Origin of the sequence: Enterobacter sp. JUb54 (genome assembly GCF_014298075.1) — a bacterium.
Lineage (GTDB): Bacteria > Pseudomonadota > Gammaproteobacteria > Enterobacterales > Enterobacteriaceae > Klebsiella > Klebsiella lignicola.
In genome coordinates this window covers 1,961,125-1,978,409 of record NZ_CP060418.1, presented here as the reverse complement: position 1 = coordinate 1,978,409, position 17,285 = coordinate 1,961,125, and the positions used below count along the sequence as shown (strand labels likewise).

Annotated in this window: 14 protein-coding genes; 9 read left to right on the top strand and 5 right to left on the bottom strand. The window is 56.8% G+C overall.

From position 1 onward, the window contains the following. Positions 1-42: 42 nt before the first annotated feature. Entirely contained in the window at positions 43-2,214 is a 2,172-nt protein-coding gene (gene fhuE / locus HF679_RS09110; RefSeq protein ID WP_199733649.1) for a ferric-rhodotorulic acid/ferric-coprogen receptor FhuE, read from the bottom strand. Between the two features lie 358 nt (positions 2,215-2,572). On the opposite strand from fhuE, the gene hinT reads away from it, so the two are divergent. The 8 genes from hinT (at position 2,573) to HF679_RS09070 (ending at position 8,695) form a co-directional block, all read left to right on the top strand. Further along, entirely contained in the window at positions 2,573-2,929 is a 357-nt protein-coding gene (hinT, locus tag HF679_RS09105) for a purine nucleoside phosphoramidase (protein ID WP_123753830.1), read from the top strand. A gap of 3 nt (positions 2,930-2,932) precedes the next feature. Then, complete coding sequence (locus HF679_RS09100; protein WP_123753831.1) at positions 2,933-3,307, top strand: YcfL family protein; 375 nt, start codon at positions 2,933-2,935, stop codon at positions 3,305-3,307. 21 nt (positions 3,308-3,328) lie between these two features. Next, a complete protein-coding gene (gene lpoB / locus HF679_RS09095) occupies positions 3,329-3,964 on the top strand; it encodes a penicillin-binding protein activator LpoB (RefSeq protein WP_174510096.1) in 636 nt (211 codons plus the stop codon). Further along, positions 3,945-4,763 (top strand): thiamine kinase, encoded by an 819-nt coding sequence (thiK, locus tag HF679_RS09090; RefSeq protein WP_187042899.1) that lies wholly within the window; start codon positions 3,945-3,947, stop codon positions 4,761-4,763. The genes lpoB and thiK overlap by 20 nt, the downstream gene beginning before the upstream one ends. 31 nt (positions 4,764-4,794) lie before the next feature. After that, positions 4,795-5,805: a beta-N-acetylhexosaminidase gene (gene nagZ / locus HF679_RS09085; RefSeq protein WP_154143624.1), complete on the top strand. Its 1,011-nt coding sequence runs from the start codon at positions 4,795-4,797 to the stop codon at positions 5,803-5,805. A gap of 26 nt (positions 5,806-5,831) precedes the next feature. Next, the gene (ycfP, locus tag HF679_RS09080) at positions 5,832-6,374 is read left to right on the top strand and encodes an alpha/beta hydrolase YcfP (RefSeq protein ID WP_154143625.1); all 543 of its coding nucleotides are present in this window, start codon (positions 5,832-5,834) and stop codon (positions 6,372-6,374) included. A 233-nt stretch (positions 6,375-6,607) separates the two neighbouring features. Then, positions 6,608-7,912 (top strand): NAD(P)/FAD-dependent oxidoreductase, encoded by a 1,305-nt coding sequence (locus tag HF679_RS09075; protein WP_174510064.1) that lies wholly within the window; start codon positions 6,608-6,610, stop codon positions 7,910-7,912. Positions 7,913-8,155: 243 nt separating this feature from the next. Next, complete coding sequence (locus HF679_RS09070; RefSeq protein ID WP_123753837.1) at positions 8,156-8,695, top strand: glycine zipper 2TM domain-containing protein; 540 nt, start codon at positions 8,156-8,158, stop codon at positions 8,693-8,695. Positions 8,696-8,751: 56 nt separating this feature from the next. On the opposite strand, the gene HF679_RS09065 is transcribed toward HF679_RS09070, so the two are convergent. Next, positions 8,752-10,938, bottom strand: a complete 2,187-nt coding sequence (locus HF679_RS09065) for a TonB-dependent siderophore receptor (protein ID WP_187042898.1) — start codon at positions 10,936-10,938, stop codon at positions 8,752-8,754. 244 nt (positions 10,939-11,182) lie between these two features. Next, complete coding sequence (locus HF679_RS09060) at positions 11,183-11,818, bottom strand: TetR/AcrR family transcriptional regulator (RefSeq protein ID WP_187042897.1); 636 nt, start codon at positions 11,816-11,818, stop codon at positions 11,183-11,185. Positions 11,819-12,064: 246 nt separating this feature from the next. Here HF679_RS09060 and bhsA point away from each other — a divergent pair, with 246 nt between their 5' ends. Further along, a complete protein-coding gene (bhsA, locus tag HF679_RS09055; RefSeq protein WP_123753840.1) occupies positions 12,065-12,322 on the top strand; it encodes a multiple stress resistance protein BhsA in 258 nt (85 codons plus the stop codon). A 242-nt stretch (positions 12,323-12,564) separates the two neighbouring features. On the opposite strand, the gene HF679_RS09050 is transcribed toward bhsA, so the two are convergent. After that, complete coding sequence (locus HF679_RS09050) at positions 12,565-13,527, bottom strand: L,D-transpeptidase family protein (RefSeq protein ID WP_187042896.1); 963 nt, start codon at positions 13,525-13,527, stop codon at positions 12,565-12,567. A gap of 174 nt (positions 13,528-13,701) precedes the next feature. Beyond that, entirely contained in the window at positions 13,702-17,148 is a 3,447-nt protein-coding gene (gene mfd, locus HF679_RS09045) for a transcription-repair coupling factor (RefSeq protein ID WP_187042895.1), read from the bottom strand. Between the last annotated feature and the right edge of the window lie 137 nt (positions 17,149-17,285).

The window sequence follows — 17,285 nt, the reverse complement described above, 5'->3', positions numbered from 1 at the left end:
AAGTGGAGACCCGGGCGCGATGTCGGCCCGGGAGAGGGAAGGTTAGAAATCGTAGCTGGCTGACACCGAGACGTTCAACGGGGCGCCGTACACCAGGTAGGAGCCGACATAGTCGTAGTACTCTTTATCAAACAGGTTGTTGATATTCGCCTGCAGAGCAAAGTTTTTGGTCACCTGATAGCGGCTGAAGAGATTCACCAGGCCGTAGCTGCCTTGATCAATGTAATCCCGACCGTTTGGCCCGCCGCTCACATCATTCCAGATCTTGCTTTGCCAGTTAACCCCACCACCGACGGTCAGCTCCGGCATCATCGGCAACTGATAACGGGTGAACAGCTTCATGGTGGTGCGCGGCTGGTCAGAACTCACCGCATTACCGCTCTTGTCTTCGGCGACATAGCGGGTCGCGCCAAAGGTGAGCTGCCAGTTATCGGTCAGCGCGCCGTTCAACTCGAACTCCACCCCTTTACTGACCACGCCATCCAGCGACTCATAGATAGACTCGCCGCTCGGCAGGTAGGTATAGGTATTGTTGGCCACGTTATCCTGCTCGATGCGGAAGATAGCCAGCGAGGTGGTCAGGCGGGTGTTAAACCAGTCGGCTTTGACGCCAGCTTCGTAGCTTTTCCCGGTTGTCGGGTCGAGATAACGACCGTTGGCATCACGCTTATCCTGCGGCTGGAAAATCGAGGTGTAGCTCGCATAGGCCGACCAGGCGTCGTTGATGTCATACACCACGCCGGCATACGGGGTCACGTCATCTTTGGTGCTCTCGAGACGCGTCTGCGGCGAACCGGCAGGGTTATAACGAATGTTATAGCTGGTATAGCGGGCGCCAAGGATAAGGTGCAGCGGGTCGGCCAGCGAGAAGCGGGCCGAGGTATAGGCCGATGACTGACGAATGTCGTCCTTGCTGTATAGCTGCCAGTCGGTCCACTGCGGGTCGGCAATATTGCTGTTCCAGTTACGGAAGCTGCCGACATCAACCATCCCGTACAGCGAATCCGGGAGCGAGTTATCGTAGTGGTTGCGCTGACGGCTGAGGCTGCCGCCGATCATCATTTCGTGCTGGCGGCCAAACAGGTCAAAGCCCCCGCGCAGGAAGGCATCAACCGCGTCCTGTTTACGTTCGCCGCGGTTCCAGCCGCCGTATCCCACCATGCCATTTCCGGTGTCCTTATCCGGGTAACCGTACATGTACATCATTTTGGTATCGAAGTTTGTCTCGGTGTGCATACCGTTAATGTGCGCTTCCCAGCCGTTATCGAAGCGCTGGGTGAAGTTAGCGAACACCTTTTTGCTGTCTTTATCGGAGTATGCCCAGTTCGGCGCAACGGTATCGCTACGGTTGTAATGGGTTTTGCTGCCATCGCTATACCAGGTCGGCAGTCCGCCCCAGGTTGGGTCTTCGGTGGTGCTTTCCTGATACTCATAGCCCAGTGACAGGGTGGTGCTGTCGGTGAGGTCGGCATCTACCACGCCGTAGAGGAATTTCTTGCGGTAGTGATAGTTGTCGACCCAGGAGTCGTTATCCTGGTAGCCGGCAATCATGCGTCCACGCACGTTGCCTGATTCGACCAGAGGCGCCTGCAGATCCAGCACATAGCGCTGCTTGTCCCAGCTGCCGTAGCTGGCGGAGACATTCCCTTTGAACTCACGGCTATCGGCGTGTTTACGCACCATATTGACGTAGGCCGATGGGTTGCCGGAGCCGCTCATCAGGCCGGTGGCGCCGCGCACCACTTCGATACGGTCATAAATCGCGGTATCGGTGGTGGTATCGCCAAAGTTCCATACTTCGCTGATGGAGGTCGGGAGGTCGTCGTAGGCGTAGTTACTGACAAAAAAACCGCGGGAATAAAAGACCGTACGGTCGCTATCCTGCACCTGCTGCGTGATCCCGGTGGTGTTGCTCAGCACCTGGCCGATGGTCTGCAGGTTTTGATCTTCCATGCGTTGCTGGCTGATGACGCTGACGGATTGCGGGATATCCCGCGGCACTAACAGCAGTTTGGTGCCGGTAGTGGTGGTTTTGACGCTGTAATCCTGCTGCTGCGCCTCAGCGCTGGTGTCCGCTGTGCCTTCTACAATAATAGTATCTTCAGTGTTGTCGGCGGCGGAACTGAGGGAGGGGTGCAGCGCCAGCGCAATGCCGACAGCCAGCAGGGAAGGCGCGAGGCGCCATTCCCCGGAATGGAGAGTGGGAGACATCATGAACCCTTAATCGAATGGTTATTGTTATGCGCCGGGGCTCTGCGGCCACGGTCATCGTTGTGTTAAAGCGCACTGCATTCTTAATGAATACAAATGAGAAATATACGCATTAGTATTTAATGTGTAAACAAGCGTAAGAAAAGTTCTCAACAACGCGCGTCAGCACGCCAGCTGAAAGGTCATCACCCACGATATGCTTAATCCGCCAGCAGCCAGCGGCGTTGTGGCATAAGAAAAAGCGCAATCAGGTTGAAAGAGAGGGAGTAACTCGCTCATACTCTTAGGCGAATCCTGTGCATCCGCGTTTATCTGCAGAGGCAGGCCAGAGCACGGTATAAAAATTTATAAGGAATCAGTCATGGCAGAAGAAACGATTTTTAGCAAAATCATTCGCCGGGAGATCCCGTCGGATATGGTTTATCAGGACGAACTGGTGACCGCATTTCGCGATATTTCCCCTCAGGCGCCAACCCACATTCTGATCATCCCCAATATCCTGATTCCGACCGTCAACGATGTGACCACTGAACATGAACTGGCGCTGGGCCGCATGATGACCGTTGCCGCGAAAATTGCGCGTGACGAGGGTCTGGCCGACGACGGCTATCGCCTGATCGTCAACTGCAACCGCCACGGTGGTCAGGAAGTTTACCATATCCACATGCACCTGCTGGGCGGTCGCCCGCTGGGTCCGATGCTGGCACACAAAGGTTAATCGATGCGCGCAGCTCATTTCGGCACACTTCTGGCGGCGGTACTCCTGGCCGGGTGCGGTTCACATGCGGAAATCCCGGTAGGTGAACAGCAGACGCTGGTGATGGAATCCAACGTGCTGGCGGCGGGTATCAGCGCCGATCCACCGTCGGTCACCGCGTCTGAGATTCAGGCCACCGCCACCTCCCGGCTGTTTAATGAACGGTCGGAGCCGATCGTCGTGCATTACCGCTTCTTCTGGTATGACGCACGAGGGCTGGAAATGCATCCGCTGGAGCCGGCTCGTAGCATCACGGTGCCAGCACGCTCTTCCGTCACCTTATACGGCAGCGCAAATCTTCTGGGGGCGCACAAAGCCCGCCTTTATCTTTATCTGTAAGGGGTAATTGTAATGATTAAAATGTGTCGCTATGCGTTAATCACAGCACTGGCGATATTCCTTGCTGGGTGCGTCGGGCAACGTCAAGAGCCCGCTCCCGTCGAGGAGGCGCAGCCGAAGCCTGAGCAACCCGCTCAGCCTCAGCCAACGGTTCCGACGGTACCGTCCGTGCCGACTATTCCTGAACAGCCGGGGCCGATTGAACACGAGCAGCAACCGGCACAGCCGGCACCGCGGGTGCGTCATTACGACTGGAATGCCGCGGTTCAACCGCTGGCGGCGCAAATGCTGCAGGCCGGTGGCGTCAATGCCGGGAGCATTCTGCTGGTCGACAGCGTGAATAACCGTACCAACGGTTCCCTCAACGCTGCCGACGCCACCAGCGCACTGCGCAATGCCCTGAGCGGCAATGGCAAATTTACCCTGGTCTCCGCGCAGCAACTGAACGTGGCAAAACAGCAGCTTGGTTTGTCGCCGCAGGATAGCCTTGGCAGCCGCAGTAAAGCGATGGGCATTGCCCGCACCGTCGGCGCGCAGTACGTGCTGTACTCTAACGCCACCGGCAACGTCAATTCGCCGGAGCTGAAAATGCAGCTGATGCTGGTGCAAACTGGCGAGATTATTTGGTCAGGTAAAGGTGCAGTTCAGCAACAATAAACTAACGCGCGACGAGGTACTGTCGCGCTATTTTCCCCGCTATTCACCTGTCGCCGACCCGGGCCAGCAAGGCCTGAGCGGCGGCAGTTGTATTATCAGCGATGGCGTCAAACGGCTGGTGCTTCGCCAGCCGCACGACCCTGAAGCCCCCGCCAGCGACTTCCTTCGTCAGTACCGCACGCTGTCTCGCCTGCCGGTGACCATCGTTCCTGCGCCGCGTTTTTATTCGCCGAACTGGATGGTGGTGGATTATTGCGCGGGCGAGATAAAAAGCGCGCTGCCGGGCAGTCCGCAGCTGGCAGGATTACTGTATCATCTGCACCAGCAACCGCGTCTGGGCTGGCGCATCGCGCTGGCGCCACTGCTTACGCGCTACTGGCAGCAAGGCGATAGCGCGCGGCGGACGCCATTCTGGCTGCGCTGGCATCGACGTTTGCTGCGGCGCGGTGAGCCTCGTCCTCTGCGTCTGGCGCCGTTACATATGGACGTGCACGCCGGCAATATCGTCCACGCCGGAACGACCTTGCGGCTGATCGACTGGGAATATGCAGGCGATGGCGATATCGCGCTGGAGCTGGCGGCGGTATGGATCGCCCCTGAGGTGCATCGCCAGCTGGTGCGCGATTATGCCCGGCTGGCGCGTATTGATGAGCGCCAGCTGTGGCGACAGGTTCAACGTTGGCGCCCGTGGGTCATCTTATTGATGGCGGGCTGGTATGAGCGTCGTTGGCAGCAGACCGGCGACCGGCAATTTATCACGCTGGCAGATGAAACATGGTGTCAGTTAGACAAAGAATAAACGGATAAGAGAGGTCAGTGTGGGTCCGGTAATGTTGGATGTCGAAGGGTTTGAACTGGATGCAGAAGAGCGCGAGATTCTGGCGCATCCACTGGTAGGCGGCTTGATTTTGTTCACCCGCAACTACCACGATCCGGCGCAGCTGCGGGAACTGGTGCGCCAGATCCGCGAGGCTTCACGCAACCATCTGGTGGTCGCGGTCGATCAGGAAGGGGGCCGCGTTCAGCGCTTTCGTGAAGGCTTTACCCGTCTGCCTGCCGCGCAATCTTTTGCCGCGCTGCTGGGGATGGAAGCCGGTGGCGCCCTGGCGACCGAGGCCGGTTGGTTAATGGCCAGCGAAATGATTGCGATGGACATTGATATCAGCTTTGCGCCGGTGCTGGACGTCGGGCATATCAGCGCCGCCATTGGCGAGCGGTCCTATCATGAGGATCCGCAGAAAGCGTTGGCCATTGCCCGTCACTTTATTGACGGGATGCACGACGCGGGCATGAAAACCACCGGCAAACACTTCCCGGGACACGGCGCGGTGACCGCCGATTCCCATAAAGAGACGCCGCGTGACCCGCGCGCAGAAGCGGAGATCCGAGCTAAAGATATGGCGGTATTTCGCACCCTGGTGGCGGAAAACCGCCTCGATGCCATTATGCCGGCACACGTTATCTACAGCGACGTCGACCCTCGCCCGGCCAGCGGTTCGGCACACTGGCTGAAGACGGTATTGCGCGGCGAGCTGGGGTTTGACGGGGTGATTTTCTCGGACGACCTGTCGATGGAAGGCGCGGCGATTATGGGCAGCTATGCTGAACGCGGGCAGGCTTCTCTGGATGCCGGTTGCGATATGATCCTGGTCTGCAATAATCGTAAGGGTGCGGTCAGCGTGCTGGATAACCTGTCGCCGATCAAAGCAGAGCGTGTTACGAAATTGTATCATAAAGGTTCATTTACCCGTCAGGAGTTAAGGGATTCTGCCCGTTGGAAGACGGTTAATGCGCAGCTGGAACAGCTCCACGCGCGTTGGCAAGAGGCGAAGTCTGCGTAATTGACCTGAAGTCTGGTGAGGATGCGATGATTATCTATTTACACGGTTTTGACTCAAACAGCCCCGGCAACCATGAAAAGGTGCTCCAGCTGCAGTTTATCGATCCCGATGTGCGCCTGATAAGTTACAGCACGCGGCACCCGAAACATGATATGCAGCATTTGTTAAAAGAGGTCGACAAAATGCTGCAGCTCAATACCGACGACCGGCCGCTGATTTGCGGTGTCGGGTTGGGCGGTTACTGGGCTGAGCGGATCGGCTTTCTGTGCGATATCCGTCAGGCGGTTTTCAACCCTAATCTGTTTCCGGCTGAAAACATGGAAGGCAAGATTGACCGGCCTGAAGAGTACGCGGATATCGGCACCAAATGCGTGAACAACTTCCGCGAAAAAAATCGCGACCGTTGCCTGGTGATCCTCTCTCGTCAGGATGAGGCGCTGGACAGCCAGCGTTCCGCCGACCTGCTGCATCACTACTATGAGATAATCTGGGATAACGAGCAGACCCATAAATTCAAAAATATCTCACCGCATCTGCAGCGTATAAAAGCCTTTAAGACCCTCGGCTGACCCCTCCCCACAACCCGTTGTATGACCATACAGCGGGTTTTTTTATGCCATTTTTATTGCCCGCTCAAAAAACATGCGGTAAAACTTGATGCATATCAATTTTGGTATGACCAATGACCCGTTCATGGTATTCTCAATATCGCTGAATGGTTTCACTGCTGTAACTTGTTGTTAAATAAGAGCTATTTTTATAACTTTTAATTAACAATTGGTTAATAATTTTAGGGGGTCTCGTGACTACACCATTGAAAAGAATCGTCATCGTAGGTGGCGGCGCTGGCGGGCTGGAACTGGCGACTCAGCTGGGGAGAAAGCTGGGACGTCATAAAAAAGCGAAAATCACGCTGGTCGATCGTAACCATAGCCATTTATGGAAGCCGTTGCTGCATGAAGTGGCGACCGGTTCACTCGATGAAGGTGTCGATGCGCTGAGCTACCTGGCTCATGCCCGCAATCACGGCTTCCAGTTCCAGCTGGGTTCGGTGGCGGATATCAATCGTGAAGCCAAAACCATTACCTTGTCGGAATTACGTGACGAGAAGGGCGATCTGCTGGTGGCGGAACGTAAGCTGCCGTATGACACCCTGGTGATGGCGCTGGGCAGTACCTCCAACGATTTCAACACTCCGGGCGTCAAAGAAAACTGCATTTTCCTTGATAACCCGCACCAGGCGCGTCGTTTCCATCAGGAAATGCTGAACCTGTTCCTGAAGTACTCCGCCAACCTGGGTGCTAACGGTAAAGTGAATATCGCTATCGTCGGCGGCGGGGCGACCGGCGTTGAGCTGTCTGCTGAGCTGCATAATGCGGTGAAACAGCTGCACAGCTACGGGTACAAAGGGCTGACCAACGAAGCGCTGAACGTGACGCTGGTGGAAGCCGGCGAGCGTATTCTGCCGGCGTTGCCGCCGCGTATTTCCGGCGCGGCGCATAGCGAACTGACCAAGCTTGGCGTGCGCGTGCTGACCAAAACCATGGTAACCAGCGCCGACGCCAACGGCCTGCACACCAAAGATGGCGAGTTTATCGATGCCGACCTGATGGTCTGGGCTGCGGGGATCAAAGCGCCTGATTTTATGAAAGAGATCGGCGGTCTGGAAACCAACCGTATTAACCAGCTGGTGGTGCAGCCAACCCTGCAGACCACGCTGGACCCGGACATCTATGCCATCGGCGACTGTGCCTCCTGCGAGCGCCCGGAAGGTGGATTCGTACCTCCACGTGCGCAGGCTGCGCATCAGATGGCTACCTGCGCGCTGAACAATATTCTGGCGCAGATGAAAGACAAGCCGCTGAAATCCTACGTCTATAAAGACCATGGTTCCCTGGTGTCGCTCTCCAACTATTCGACGGTCGGCAGCCTGATGGGTAACCTGATGCGCGGTTCGATGATGGTGGAAGGGCGTATCGCGCGCTTCGTCTACATCTCGCTGTACCGCATGCACCAGATTGCGCTGCACGGGTACTGCAAAACCGGGCTGATGATGCTGGTAGGGCGTATCAACCGTATTATTCGCCCGCGTCTGAAACTGCACTAATGTCCTGAAGTCTCAGCGTCCGGAGCAGGCCCACAGGTCTGTCCGGAGCGATAACCCGGCGAAGCGTCGATGCGCCGGGTTATTTCCAGAATATCCATCTGCTTTGCTCGCTATATCGTCTCAGATTCCTCTGAATCCCCGCTATTTGCCGCTGCTTCTCGCATTTTTCATCCGCTTTCTCATTTGCAAGGTTCCCTGCGCGATCGCAAAATTAGGGTTATCAGCAACAAGGGAGGATGTCCCGTGAATAAATCAATGTTGGCGGGTATAGGGATTGGCGTCGCTGCCGCGCTGGGCGTAGCAGCCGTCGCTGGTCTGAACGTGTTAGATCGCGGCCCGCAATATGCCCAGGTGGTTTCCAGCACCCCCATTAAAGAGACGGTGAAAACCCCGCGTCAGGAGTGTCGTAACGTCACCGTGACCCACCGTCGTCCGGTGCAGGATGAAAACCGCATTGCCGGTTCGGTGCTGGGCGCCGTGGCGGGTGGTGTCATCGGTCACCAGTTTGGTGGCGGTCGCGGTCGTAGCGTGGCGACCGTCGCGGGCGCGCTGGGTGGCGGCTATGCCGGCAACCAGATCCAGGGCGCGATGCAGGAAGGCGATACCTACACCACAACGCAGCAGCGCTGCAAAACGGTGTACGATAAGTCGGATAAAATGCTGGGTTACGACGTCACTTATAAAATTGGTGGTCAGCAGGGCAAAATCCGCATGGATCGCGATCCCGGCACGCAAATTCCGTTGGACAACAACGGCCAGTTAATTCTGAACAATAAAGCGTAAAAAAGATGCCATTCACCATAAGCCCCCCATCCGTTCAGGCTGGGGGGCTTTTTTTATCAGAAGCTCAGGGCGTAGTTCAGACCAAAGGTGCGTCCGCGTCCTTTGTACTCATACAGTGAACTGCTGCCGTAGGTCGGGCTATACAGCAGCGGCGCTCGTTGACCCCAGATGGTGACATAATCTTCATTCAGCAGGTTCTCAATGCTGAAGGTCAGCTTGCCCAGCGGCAGTTCATAGCTGCCGATAAAGTCGACGGTATTGTAGCCATCCAGCTTGTTGCCGCTGGCATCACTCAGATCGAAGACCTGCTGAGTCTGTACGCGCAGTGACCACGGATCCGGCGCCCAGCCGACCCAGGCGGTGGCTTTCGATGGTGAGGCGAGGGTGACATCCCATTTCTGCCAGCTGCCGTCCGTCTTCACCTGTGATTTCAGGACGTTGAAGTTCGCACCGGTACTCCAGTCGCTCTGCGGGAAGGCATAGTCGACCGCGCCTTCCACCCCGTAAATGCGTCGCTTGTCAGACTGCACGTCGATGGTCATATCGGTGCGGTTAACGACGATAGTTTTGTCTGAGGTGGAATAATACGCCGCCAGCTGCGTGCGCAGGTTATCGCCGGTGTAGCGCCAGCCCAGCTCGTAGGAGTTGACCTTGATCCCCTGCAGCGGCGAGTCGCCGACGTTGACGCTCGACAGCAGCGGGTAGTTGCCGTTTACCGCCGCGCCATATTTACCGATGCCGTAGTATTTCCCCGGATCCGGAAGCTCGACCCCTTGCGAGAAATTAAACCAGGTCTGCTGGCGGTCGGTGAGGTGGGCAACAATCCCGGCGTTAAACAGGAAGTTATCGTAATCGGTTTTGCCGCCTGGAATGGCATCGGCCGAGTTGACTTTGCCGTTGGCCACGTCCTGCTGCTGGGCATAGCCGACAAAATCGTTGACCCGGTTCTCCGTCCACTGGTAGCGCACGCCGCCGCTCAGGGTGAAGATCTCATTGAGGTCATAACTGCTTTGCAGGAACGGCGCCAGGTTGGTGATGCTGTAGCCCGGATAGCGGCCGGTGGTGTAAATCGCGTCGTTGTGCAGGCCGCCGGATGCCATCGAGGTGTTAAGGTCGAAGAACATCTGGTTGGCGTTGAAGGTCTCGTGATCGGCATCCAGCCCCCAGGTCAGGTCCCAGCCGTCAAGCGGTTGGCTGTTGAGGGTGATTTTCGCCCCGTACTGATCGGTATCCTGTTTTGAGGAGGAGAAGCTGCTGACCTGGCCTTTGCTGAGGGTCGGGAAGGGGTAGAAGCTCAGCGACTCGTCGCGGTAGTAGATCTGGCTGACCAGGTTCTGGCCGTAGAAATCGGCGTCGGAGTATTGCAGGCTAATCAGATGACGTTCGGTACCGGGAACGCGGTCGGAGTCCAGCCCGTTGGTGGTGTAGGCCTTCCCGTCGCCGGTGACCGCCGACATATTTTTGCCAAGATAGAGGCCGTAATCGTCGCCCTGGCTTCTGTAGTATTGCGTCACCAGCTGCAGCTGGCGGTTTTCGTCGATGTTAATCGTCCCGGTGCCCATGACATCCAGGCGGTCAGAATGCTGCAGGCCGGTCTGGGTGTTATCGAGGATCAGCGCATCGTTGTTGCCGTCATACCAACCACCGAAGCGCTGATAGGCGACCGATAAACGCCCGGAAGCGTGATCGGTTCCGCCGCTGACCGCCGCCACCACCCGTTCGTCATGGTCGTTGCTGTTGGCAAAACCGGTTTTACCGCCGAGCTCCAGATCCACCTGGCGCTCCTGCTGGCCTTTTTTGGTGACGATATTGATCAGGCCGCCGGTACTGCCGCCGCCGTACAGAGAGGTGGCGCCAGAAATCACTTCAATGTGTTCAATATTGAACGGGTCGATAGAATCCAACTGGCGGCTGTCGGTACGAGATGAATTAAGGCGCACGCCGTCAATCAGTACCACGATGGCCCGGCCACGCATGTTCATGCCGTAGTTGGTGCGTCCCTGGCTGCTGACGTCAATGCCGGGGATCAGTTGGGCCAGAACGTCTTTAAACTCCTTGCCGCCCTGCACCTGCTGTTCAATTTCCTGACCTTCGATAACCCAGGTGGTTTGCGCCATTTCGGCGACGGTGCGATGGGTTCGGTTGGCACTCACGATAATGTTTTCTTCATCGACCTGAGCGGCAAACGCGGGCAGGGCAGTAGCCAGCAGCAGTGGGTTAAGCACCCAGAGACGCGTGTTCATTCGCATTCCTTTTATGAGTAATTACAGCGTTGTTTTTGTTATTCCGGGGCAGACGCGCCGGTGGTTACAGACTGAAATATTTTGAAAAGCAAATGCGAATTTTGCACACATTGATTATCGTTATCAATATCATTTACAACAAAATAACGACTTAATAATATGAAAACATTAATAAAAATAAGGTTAAAGCTGGAGGGGAGAACGTGAAGGCCCGGTGGCGAGTGTCACCGGGTGGCAGCGCAGATTAGTGCTGAAGGATTTGCGGCCACAGCCGCAATGTGGTGTCGGCGATGCGCATCAGTTTCTCGAAGTCGGCGCCTTCGCGCGCGCTGATAGACATCCCTTGTAAAACGCAGTTTAAAAACTGCGCCAGCTGCTGGACGTCACCATTTTCCGCAAGCTCGCCGCGCAGCTGACGCTGCTGCAGAAACTGGGCCAGGGTCTGCTCCTGCTTCGCATGGCGCGATTTGATGGTGTTGGCGATATCGGTTGATGAGGCCGCCAGCGCCGCAGAGGTGTTGATCATAAAACAGCCCGCCGGCGTATCTTTGCTGGTAAAGCAGGTCGCGATGGCGGTGAAGTAGTCGCGCAACGCCTGGTCGACAGATTTATCCTCGTCAAACAGCACCGCTTCGTGCCGGGCGGCGAAACGCGAAATGTAACGGTCGAGTACCGCCAGGAATAACCCTTCTTTGTTGACGAACTCCGCATACAGCGTCGGCGCCTTTGCCCCGGTCGCTTCTACAAGATCGGCAAGAGAAGTTGCCTCGTAGCCGTGCTGCCAGAAAAGTGCCATGGCCTTATCCAGCGCCGCTTCCTTGTCGAACACTTTTGGTCGGCCACGGCTTTTTTTTGTGCAACTTCGAACGTCAGTTGTCATGGTGCCGCTGTACCTATGTTGGTTTGTTGAGTGGGCATTATAAAAATAAACGCCGCAACCTACCAGCGCCGAACCCGCAAAAATAAATAATTCATATATATATGAATTTTAAGTTGTTTATAAATAAATAAACGATCGTTATAAAAATGATTTGACGTGTGATATGGATCACATTAATATTTACCTATCGATCGTTAAGTTAATTCTTGCGACCCTACTAAAATCATCTGCATAGGTATAATAATCATGAAAACCATCAAAACTCTGACGCTGGCCGCTGTGCTGAGCTCTCTCTCTTTCGCCAGTTTTGCTGCTGTTGAAGTGCAATCCGCTCCAGCTAACCAACACAAAATTGGTACCGTTTCCGCGACCGCTGGCACCAACTTAGGTTCTCTGGAAGATCAGCTGGCACAAAAAGCGGAAGAAATGGGCGCTACCTCTTTCCGTATCACTTCCGTCACGGGCCCGAACACCCTGCACGGAACAGCTGTTATCTATAAATAAGTTTGTGTTACCCCTGTCATGCCACTGACAACACGCGAGCCTGACCCCTTTATCAGCTCGCGAGCAGTACGCTGTAAGATGTTCCTTGCTATGCCACAGACGTGAGGCGGTCTTCACCCCTTTATGAGACCGCTGCATGTCGACCTTTCGCGTTATCTTGTTTGTTAGATATCCATAAAAAAACCGCCTGTCAGGTTACCTGCAGGCGGTTTTTTTTATGTCGGTAATCCGACCGATTGCCCTTACATTGCTTGCTCGTGCGCCACATGGTGGCGGGTCACGTTAATCGGCATGCCTGAGCGCAGTTCCATGGCGTGGTTCATGACGTCCTGGTTGGTCGCTGGTGACTGCTTAAAGCTCTCCATTGTGCTGTTCAGAACGATCGGCAGGGTTTGCGGATCGTCATCCAGATGTTTGGACAGCGGTTGATGGATCTCCACCAGACGCGTGCCGTCCGGCTCAACGGAGGCCTTAATCGGCGTGTTGATGATGTTGACTCTGGTGCCCGGGGTAATCTTGTCAAACAGCGTTTTGATGTCATCATCGCGCAGACGGATGCAGCCGGAGCTGACGCGCATGCCAATACCAAAATCAGCATTGGTACCATGCAGCAAATAGACACCGCCGTAGGCCGCGAGGCGAATGGCGTGATGTCCCATCGGGTTTTCCGGCCCGGCAGGCACCACGGCAGGGAGGTCTATCCCCATCGCTTTATAGCGGGCCCGAATGTTGGCGGTTGGCGTCCAGGTCGGGTTGGCGCGCTTGTCGGAAACGGTGGTGACCATGGTGGGCGTAATCGTATCGCCCCCCAGTTGGCCGATACCGATAGGGTAGACGGTAACCTCGTTTTTACCCGGTGGGTAATAATAGAGGCGCAGCTCGGCGAGATTGATCACCAGCCCTTCACGCGGCGCATCGGGTAACAGGGTCTGTAGCGGAATGGTCAGGACGCTCCCGGCCCGCGGCACAAATGGGTCGACGCCAGGATTGGCCTGCAGCAAGGCCAGGAATCCGACGTTGTAGCGCTTGGCGATAGCCTCCAGTGAACCGCCGTTATTCTGCACGACGTAAAACTGGTTCTGCCCCACGACGCGGCTGCCCGCCGGCGGTAGCGGCCAGGTATTGGCGCGGGCGGGCAGCGCCATGACGACGGCGACGGCCATCGCTGCCAGCCAGAGAGATAAACGCGATACGGAAATAGTCATAATAAATAAGTGGTTATTTTTTATGCGGAAACAGACGGGAATTATCGCGTGGGTGAATGTGGGGAAACCCTGGTATATTGCAAAACATTTGTAAAGGTTGCCGGGGATGACAGAAACCGGCGGCCAAAGGGCAGGGATACGGCGTGCGTTACCGTATCCCTGAGGTGATTACGCTTATGCTGCGGCGTTCTCTTCGAGCTGGCGCATAAACTGACGTACCCACTCCATACGGGTTTTACGTTCGCCCAGGTCCTGCATAAACTTCAGGCGGGTCGGCCCGTCGAGGCGGAAATGCTGCGGCTGCTTCTGCAACAGACCAATCAGCCATACCGGGTTGACGTTGTTCTTTTCATTGAACTCAATCACGCCGCCTTTCTCGTTGCCTTCCAGCTTACGGATGCCGAGCTTCTGCGCCTGTTGTCGCAGGCGAGCGATGTCCAGCAGGTTTCTCGCCGCATCCGGCAGCAGGCCAAAACGATCGATCAGCTCGACTTTAATCTCTTCCAGATCGTGCTCATGCCTGGCGCTGGCAATCCGTTTGTAGAACGACAGGCGGGTATTGACGTCAGGAATAAAATCATCCGGCAGCAAGGCCGGCATCCGCAGCTCGACTTCGGTCTGCTGGCTGGTGAGATCCTCAAGGGAAGGCTCACGCCCGGCTTTCAGCGCATCGACGGCATTTTCCAGCAGCTCCATATACAGCGAGAAGCCGATGGTGGTCATCTGTCCGCTCTGATCTTCGCCCAGCAGTTCCCCGGCCCCGCGGATCTCAAGATCATGGGTGGCCAGTGCGAAGCCGGCCCCGAGATCTTCCAGCGAGGCGATGGCTTCGAGGCGCTTTTGCGCATCGGTGGTCATGGCTTTCGGATGCGGCGTCAGCAGCCAGGCATAAGCCTGGTGATGCGAACGCCCGACGCGCCCGCGCAGCTGGTGCAGCTGTGCCAGACCGAAGTGGTCAGCCCGCTCAATGATAATGGTGTTGGCGGTCGGGATATCGATCCCGGTTTCGATAATGGTGGTACACACCAGCACGTTGAACCGCTGGTGGTGGAAATCGTTCATGACGCGCTCCAGCTCGCGCTCGCGCATCTGCCCGTGACCAATGGCAATGCGCGCTTCCGGCACCAGCTCCGCCAGACGGTCGGCGGCTTTCTGGATGTTTTCCACGTCATTGTAGAGGTAGTACACCTGGCCGCCGCGCAGCACTTCACGCAGGATAGCCTCGCGCACCACCAGCGAGTCGTACTCGCGCACGAAGGTCTTCACCGCCAGGCGACGGGCCGGCGGAGTGGCGATAATGGAAAGATCGCGCATTCCGCTCATCGCCATATTCAGGGTTCGCGGAATTGGCGTGGCGGTCAGGGTCAGGATATCGACATCGGCGCGCATGGCTTTGATGCGCTCCTTGTGACGGACCCCGAAGCGGTGCTCTTCATCGACGATCAGCAGCCCAAGATCGCGCAGTTTGACCTCATTTTGCAGCAGCTTGTGCGTTCCGATAAGAATATCGATTTTGCCTTCCGCCGCCTGCTCAAGGATCTGCGCCTGCTCTTTTGCGCTACGAAAACGCGATAGCATTTCGATGCGAACCGGCCAGTTGGCGAAACGGTCGCAGAAGTTATCGAAGTGCTGCTGAGCGAGCAGGGTGGTCGGCACCAGCACCGCGACCTGCTTGTGGTTCTCAACCGCCAGGAAGGCGGCGCGCATCGCCACTTCGGTTTTACCGAAGCCAACGTCGCCGCACACCAGGCGATCCATGGCCAGCGGCTGGCACATATCGCTGAGCACGGCGTTGATGGCCTGCGCCTGATCCGGAGTGGTTTCAAAGGGGAAACCGTCGCAAAACAGCTGATACTGTTCGCGATCGTGTTTGAAGGCAAAACCGGATTTTGCGGCACGCTGGGCGTAGATATCGAGCAGTTCCGCTGCCACATCGCGGACTTTTTCCGCCGCTTTCTGTCGCGCACGGGTCCAGGCATCGCCGCCGAGTTTATGCAGCGGCGCGTTCTCTTCCGCGCCGCCCGCGTAACGGCTGATCAGGTGCAGAGAAGAGACCGGCACGTACAGCCTGGCATCATTGGCATAGATGAGCATCAGATACTCAGCGGTGATGCCGCCCGCCTCCAGGGTGGTCATTCCGGCATAGCGGCCTACGCCATGCTCGAGGTGCACCACCGGTTGGCCTTCATGCAGCTCTGCCAGGTTGCGGATTAAGGTATCGGGGTTGATGGTGCGCCGGGAATCCTGACGGCGACGCGCCACGCGCTCGCCCAGCAGGTCGCTTTCGCAAATCAGCGCCAGCGAATGTTGCCCATCGATAAACCCGTGCTCAGCCGCGCCAATCATCAGATAGCGGCCGTTGCCGCTCGCCTCTTCCAGCCGCAGAATATGTTTCGGGGCGATTTTGATGCGCGCCAGTACTTCGCCGAGGGCTTCACGGCGGCCTTCACTTTCTACCGAGAAGATCACCGGGCCATCAAAAGATTCGAGGAAGCGGCGCAGATTATCCAGCGGCGCTTTGCTCTGCGCCTGGATGGAGAGGTCCGGCAGCGTCTGATAACCGAGGTTGGTGTTGGCGGCTTTCTCGGCCAGGCGCTCGGTTTTGAGCTGCACGCGCGGCCACTTTTTCAGCTCGCTGAACAGCTCATCGACCCGCAGCCACAGTAGTTCTGGCGGCAGCAACGGGCGCATAGGATCAACGCCGCGGCTCTCGAAGCGCGCGCGGGTTTCATTTTGAAAACGCTCGGCGCTGGCTTCCAGATCGCCAGTGTTGACCACCAGGGCGTTCGCCGGGAAGTAGCTAAACAGCGGCGGCAGCGGTTCATTGAAGAACAGCGGCTGCCAGTATTCGATCCCGGTCGGCAGCGTGCCTTTGCTGACCTGCTGATAGATGTGTTCGGCATCGCGTTTCACTTCAAAACGATCGCGCCACTGGCTGCGGAACAGCTCGATGGCGGTCTGATCGGTCGGGAATTCGTGGGCAGGCAGCAGATTGATGGCCTGCACTTCTTCCAGCGTGCGCTGGCTGTCGACGTCGAACAGGCGCAGGCTGTCAATTTCATCATCGAAGAAGTCGAGACGATAGGGCTGTTCGCTACCCATCGGGAACAGGTCAAGCAGGGCGCCGCGAGTAGCATACTCGCCGTGCTCCATCACCTGATCCACATGGCGGTAGCCGGCGCTGTCCAGCTGCGTACGCAGACCATCGCGCGACAGGCGCTGGCCTTTTTTCATCACCAGCGCATGCCCGTGCAGGAAGCTGTGCGGACAGACGCGCTGCATCAGGGTGCTGACCGGCACGATCAGCACGCCGCGTTGCATAGTGGGTAACTGGTAAAGGGTGGCGAGGCGGGAAGAGATAATATCCTGATGCGGCGAGAAGCTGTCGTACGGGAGGGTTTCCCAGTCCGCCAGGCCGATCACCATGCTGTCGGTAAACTGGCGGATTTCATCATTCAGACGCAGGGCATTTTGCATATCCGGGGCGACGAGTATCACCGGTCCGGCGTGGCGTTCGGCCATTTCCGCCACCAGAGTGGCGCAGGCCGCACCGGTTAATTCGCCGAGGTGCCGCTGATCGCCGGGCTTCACCGGCAGTGCGTATCGATAGTGTTGAGACATAGCTGTTATCAGGATCCCTTCGTGATTCGCTCTATGTGGATACCGTACATTCAATGATGATGATTATCCGTGATTGACCCGCATTCGCCAACCCGATTGACGGCAGGCGAGGGCATCCAGGGGAAAGATTCTGATAG

Coding starts and splice junctions, on each gene's coding strand:
- fhuE (WP_199733649.1), bottom strand. CDS start 2,214: ATGATGTCTCCCACTCTCCATTCCGGGGAATGGCGCCTCGCGCCTTCC.
- hinT (WP_123753830.1), top strand. CDS start 2,573: ATGGCAGAAGAAACGATTTTTAGCAAAATCATTCGCCGGGAGATCCCG.
- HF679_RS09100 (WP_123753831.1), top strand. CDS start 2,933: ATGCGCGCAGCTCATTTCGGCACACTTCTGGCGGCGGTACTCCTGGCC.
- lpoB (WP_174510096.1), top strand. CDS start 3,329: ATGTGTCGCTATGCGTTAATCACAGCACTGGCGATATTCCTTGCTGGG.
- nagZ (WP_154143624.1), top strand. CDS start 4,795: ATGTTGGATGTCGAAGGGTTTGAACTGGATGCAGAAGAGCGCGAGATT.
- ycfP (WP_154143625.1), top strand. CDS start 5,832: ATGATTATCTATTTACACGGTTTTGACTCAAACAGCCCCGGCAACCAT.
- HF679_RS09065 (WP_187042898.1), bottom strand. CDS start 10,938: ATGAACACGCGTCTCTGGGTGCTTAACCCACTGCTGCTGGCTACTGCC.
- HF679_RS09060 (WP_187042897.1), bottom strand. CDS start 11,818: ATGACAACTGACGTTCGAAGTTGCACAAAAAAAAGCCGTGGCCGACCA.
- bhsA (WP_123753840.1), top strand. CDS start 12,065: ATGAAAACCATCAAAACTCTGACGCTGGCCGCTGTGCTGAGCTCTCTC.
- HF679_RS09050 (WP_187042896.1), bottom strand. CDS start 13,527: ATGACTATTTCCGTATCGCGTTTATCTCTCTGGCTGGCAGCGATGGCC.
- mfd (WP_187042895.1), bottom strand. CDS start 17,148: ATGTCTCAACACTATCGATACGCACTGCCGGTGAAGCCCGGCGATCAG.